Source organism: Bacillus sp. JJ1474 (assembly GCF_036965225.1).
Taxonomy (GTDB): Bacteria; Bacillota; Bacilli; order Bacillales; family Cytobacillaceae; genus Cytobacillus.
Genome location: NZ_JBALPC010000280.1, coordinates 1 through 4,096, shown reverse-complemented (window position 1 = coordinate 4,096; position 4,096 = coordinate 1). Strand labels below are relative to the sequence as shown.

At 37.6% G+C, this 4,096-nt stretch carries 4 protein-coding genes; 2 read left to right on the top strand and 2 right to left on the bottom strand.

Annotated features, from left to right (window positions below; genetic code table 11):
- Positions 1–216: 216 nt before the first annotated feature.
- The gene (locus tag V7164_RS24515) at positions 217–774 is read left to right on the top strand and encodes a DUF5366 family protein (protein WP_335348017.1); all 558 of its coding nucleotides are present in this window, start codon (positions 217–219) and stop codon (positions 772–774) included.
- Between the two features lie 32 nt (positions 775–806).
- Here the strand turns inward: V7164_RS24515 and V7164_RS24510 are convergent, their stop codons facing one another.
- Positions 807–2,669: a transglycosylase domain-containing protein gene (locus tag V7164_RS24510; protein WP_335355527.1), complete on the bottom strand. Its 1,863-nt coding sequence runs from the start codon at positions 2,667–2,669 to the stop codon at positions 807–809.
- Positions 2,670–2,843: 174 nt separating this feature from the next.
- On the opposite strand from V7164_RS24510, the gene kapD reads away from it, so the two are divergent.
- Positions 2,844–3,464 carry a 3'-5' exonuclease KapD gene (gene kapD / locus V7164_RS24505; protein ID WP_335348019.1) on the top strand — a complete coding sequence of 207 codons (621 nt, stop codon included), beginning with the start codon at positions 2,844–2,846 and terminating at the stop codon, positions 3,462–3,464.
- A gap of 41 nt (positions 3,465–3,505) precedes the next feature.
- Here the strand turns inward: kapD and V7164_RS24500 are convergent, their stop codons facing one another.
- Positions 3,506–3,886 carry a kinase-associated lipoprotein B gene (locus V7164_RS24500; RefSeq protein WP_335348020.1) on the bottom strand — a complete coding sequence of 127 codons (381 nt, stop codon included), beginning with the start codon at positions 3,884–3,886 and terminating at the stop codon, positions 3,506–3,508.
- Positions 3,887–4,096: the final 210 nt, after the last annotated feature.

Genomic DNA, 4,096 nt, shown 5'->3' with positions numbered 1-4,096 from the left:
ACTTTAAACTAGTAAACTGTTTCGTTAATTATTATTTCAGGAAAAGTAAGAACAAATAGATTATGTATTATTATTCGTTCCTATGATTAGTTTCTGGAATATCAAACTATTGTCTAAATCGACAGGTTCCGTAATAATGAAGAAGTAGAAAAAGTAAATTGAATAATGTTGATTCCTTCCAATAAAGATTTTTAGGAATAAGCGAATGGAGAAAAAATGAAGAATACATATTTTATGAGTTACTTTCCGCTGCTTTCTATCATATTGTTCAGCCTAACTCTATCGATAAAGGTTGAAAAAGTTCTCATTGATTTTCTTAAGAATGCTGGTATTTATACTGGTATGCTGGAGTTTTTTTCAGAGGGCGGGATTAAGCTTTCACTGCTCATTCTTCTCATGCTGTTATTTTTTATGGTATTTGCTGCATTGAAGCTAATCGCGAATACAATTAACGAGCTTTCTCTTTTGTTCTTTTCTAAAGACTCAGAAGGGGACAGCTTAAAGCAAATTCGGAGCGGGGCTGTTATATTTTTTGTCGGAAGCTTCTTATCTTTAGTAAGTATGAACAGCTTTACGGGGATTGGCATTATTTTTGCAGCGACCACGGCTGTTTATTTCTTATATTTTGTGCATAAAGTCAGCTCATCTTTATCTTATCTTGGTCTTGTTGGGCTCATTTTTTTTCAAGTGCTTTTCTGGTCTAGCTTTATTTCTGGAGTTATTTATCTTGCTGTTAAGGTGTATAACAGCCTTATCGCAAGCTTACCAATATAAAAAGAGGGGGGCTCATTTAAGTATGGCCCCCTTTATTGTCCCGACATAATTTCCTTCCAGATGAGCTGCTGAGGGGCAGTCGATTCCACGTATGCAATATTTTCAGGTGTATCCTTTCCAATCCATACGCCTGCTGTATATTGGTCTGTTAAACCGATAAACCAATAATCTTTATAATCATTCGTTGTTCCCGTTTTTCCGCCTGAATATCCGGCAGATAGGTAGGCTTTACGAGCTGTACCGGACTTAACCGTTTTTCTCATTAGCTGTCGTACTTTGTCTGTAGTATCCTTACTCCATACTTGAACCTTGGGCTCATTCCAGCTATAAAGAAGCTCTCCATTCGTATTCGTTACCTTTTTAATGGCTCTAGCGGGCTGGTACTGCCCATCAGTCGCAAACACTGTGTAGGCGGATGTAAGTTCAAGTGGAGTCATCCCATATGAAAATCCCCCAATTGCTGCAGCTAGAGTATAATCCGATTTGGAAACCTTACGGAAGTGAAAGTTGGCTAGATCTTTAAATCCATTTGCAATTCCAATAGAATCTAAGATTCTGACAGCAGGTGTATTATAAGAATGTATAAATGCCTGTTCTAACGTAACGAAACCATATTGGCCGCCGCCATAGTTTTGCGGGCAATAACCGTTTTTGCAAAAGGAATTTGCATTAATTTTTTTCCGTAAGGATGCATCGCTTCTTTCAAAATAAGGTGCATAGACGAGCAATGGCTTGATCGCAGACCCTGGTTGACGGTAGGCTTGAAATCCTCTGTTAAAATCATGTTTTTTGTATTGCTTGCCCCCTACAAGTGCAACAAGCTGATGGGTTTCATGATCTATTACTGCTGCAGCCCCCTGGATTTCAGGGTAGGGCAAGTTTCGAGTGACTGCACTTTTCGCGCGCTCTTGGATAACTGTATCGAGGGCCGTTTCAATAATAATTCCTGATGCCACAACTTCCTCTAATCGCTTTTCAAGCATTTCTTCAAGATTTTTTTGCTCTTTCTCCGTTTTAGCTGATCGTATTTTTTCCGTAAAGCCTTCCTGCTGCCCGATCAATTCCTTTAGCTCGGCTTCTGCATATGTAACGTAGTCAGGAAATAAATCAGTTCGATCCTTCATATTTAATTGAATGGGTTCTCTTTTTATTTCTACCCCTTCTTCTGTTGAGATTAATTGATGCTTGCTTAATTGATCGATTAATCGTTCCTGTCTTTCCTTCGTCTGCTCAAAGTTTTTTACCGGATTATAAAGAGAAGGATTATTAGGGATTGCGGCCAAAAATGCAAGCTCTGCTTTAGAAAGCTCACTCGTATGTTTTTGAAAATAAAGCTCAGATGCAGCTTCAATGCCATAGGCTCCATTTTGAAAATAGATGGTATTCATATATAGCGTTAAAATTTCTTTCTTTGTATATTTACGTTCAATCTCATAAGAGTAAAGAAGCTCGCTCAGTTTACGGTTATATGATTTTTCATTGTTAAGAAAAAGGTTCCTTGCTAATTGTTGAGTAATGGTACTAGCCCCTTGCTCAATCTTATTTGACTTCATATTAATTGCCAAGGCGCGGCCAATGGAAGTTAAATCAAAGCCAACATGATCGTAAAAATGCTGATCCTCAGAAACGATAAATAATTGGGTAAGAAAGGGAGGAATGTCCTCAATTTCAAGGTTTATTCGGTTAAACGGCCGATGAATTTCAGAGATAATGGTGCCATTCTGAGCTTTCATATAGGAGGTTTGCGGCAAGGATATGTGCTTAATTTTGATTTTTTCTTCTAATACATGGTGAATGCTTTTTACCTTAGATATTTCAGAACCAGATGCAAAAATAAGCAAAAGGAAGCATGGAACTAAGGCAACTATGATCAAATATCCGGTTAACGTACGCAATGCCCATCTTCCTTTCCGAAAGCACTTGCCAGATCTTCCAACCTCTATTCTACAGCAGAATCAAACAAATAAAAATTCATTTAAAAATGAAATTACCCAGAAAAATTAAAAAATTCCATGGTATAATAGTGGAAATGACGTGCGTTTATTTTTTCAATGAAAGAAGGTGTAAACATGGGGGAAGAGTGTCATTATTTATTTATTGACTTTGAATTTACTATGCCTGAAAAAAATGGCAGGTACAAAGGTTTTTATCCAGAAATTATTGAAGCCGGAATTGTTTCAGTATCCAATGACCAAATTCTTGATCAATTTTCTTCCTTCGTTTCTCCAGTTCGCTTTCCGAAGCTATCAGAACGGTGTAAATCATTCCTTCATATTTCACAAGAGCAGGTAGATCAAGGGATTTCCTTTATAGAATTGGTCAAAAAGATGAAGGAAATGAGTGGAAATCAACCATGTCCTATTATTACGTGGGGGAATATGGATATGAGGGTTCTGCGAAATAATTGTCAACAGGTTGGAATTCCTTTTCCTTTTAAAGGGAAGGAAGTGGACTTATCAATGGAATACAAACGTTTTTTTGGTGATCAGAATCAAACAGGATTATGGAAGGCCGTCCAGGAATATGGAAAGGAAGGCACCGGAAAACATCATCGTGCTTTAGATGATGCCATGACTACTTATAATATTTTTAGATTAGTAGAAAAGGATAAGAAATACCTTGGAAAGCCTGAGCCGACCACTATTGGGGATCGGGTAGATTTTTCAAAGCTATTAAATAAATTCGCATAAAAAGCCAAATCGCATATGAATCGATTTGGCTTTTTGTTTTCTCATTTAAAATAATCCTTCTCAAGAGTTTCGATATTCTTTAGGCTAAGCTCTGCCCAAGGGGAGGCATCTTCTTTAAGTTCCTGAATCATTTTATCTAAAGCGGTTCTTAAAGAAGCTGTAAATTCAGGGATATCACCGTCAAAAGGTTTAACCATTTGTTTTGGGACATTTGTTTGTTCCCGATACGCTAAAGCTCTGCGTTCATGAAACATTTGAACATTTGCATCTTTAGGGTTATGTAAATCACCCTGCATAGGATGTTTAACCACCGCTAGAACCCGAACAAGAAAGTGCTGCGGCCGAATGTCTGTAATTTCTCCAATATATTTGCCTGTTTTATAAATGGCTGTTACCTTATCGCCAACATTTAAATCTGCCATATAAAATTCCCCTTTCCGAGATGTACCGTAGTAATCTCATTATGGCTTACCAGCTTGGAAAAACAAAGTAAAATGAAGATACAAATCATCTAAGCAAGGGAAAATTGATAACACTTTAAAACGGGAATTACCGTCTTTGGTGCCCGTCATGCGCATAAAGTGGCCAAAACGGTCATCAAACGCCGTCTTTGGTGCCCGTCATGTTCAAAA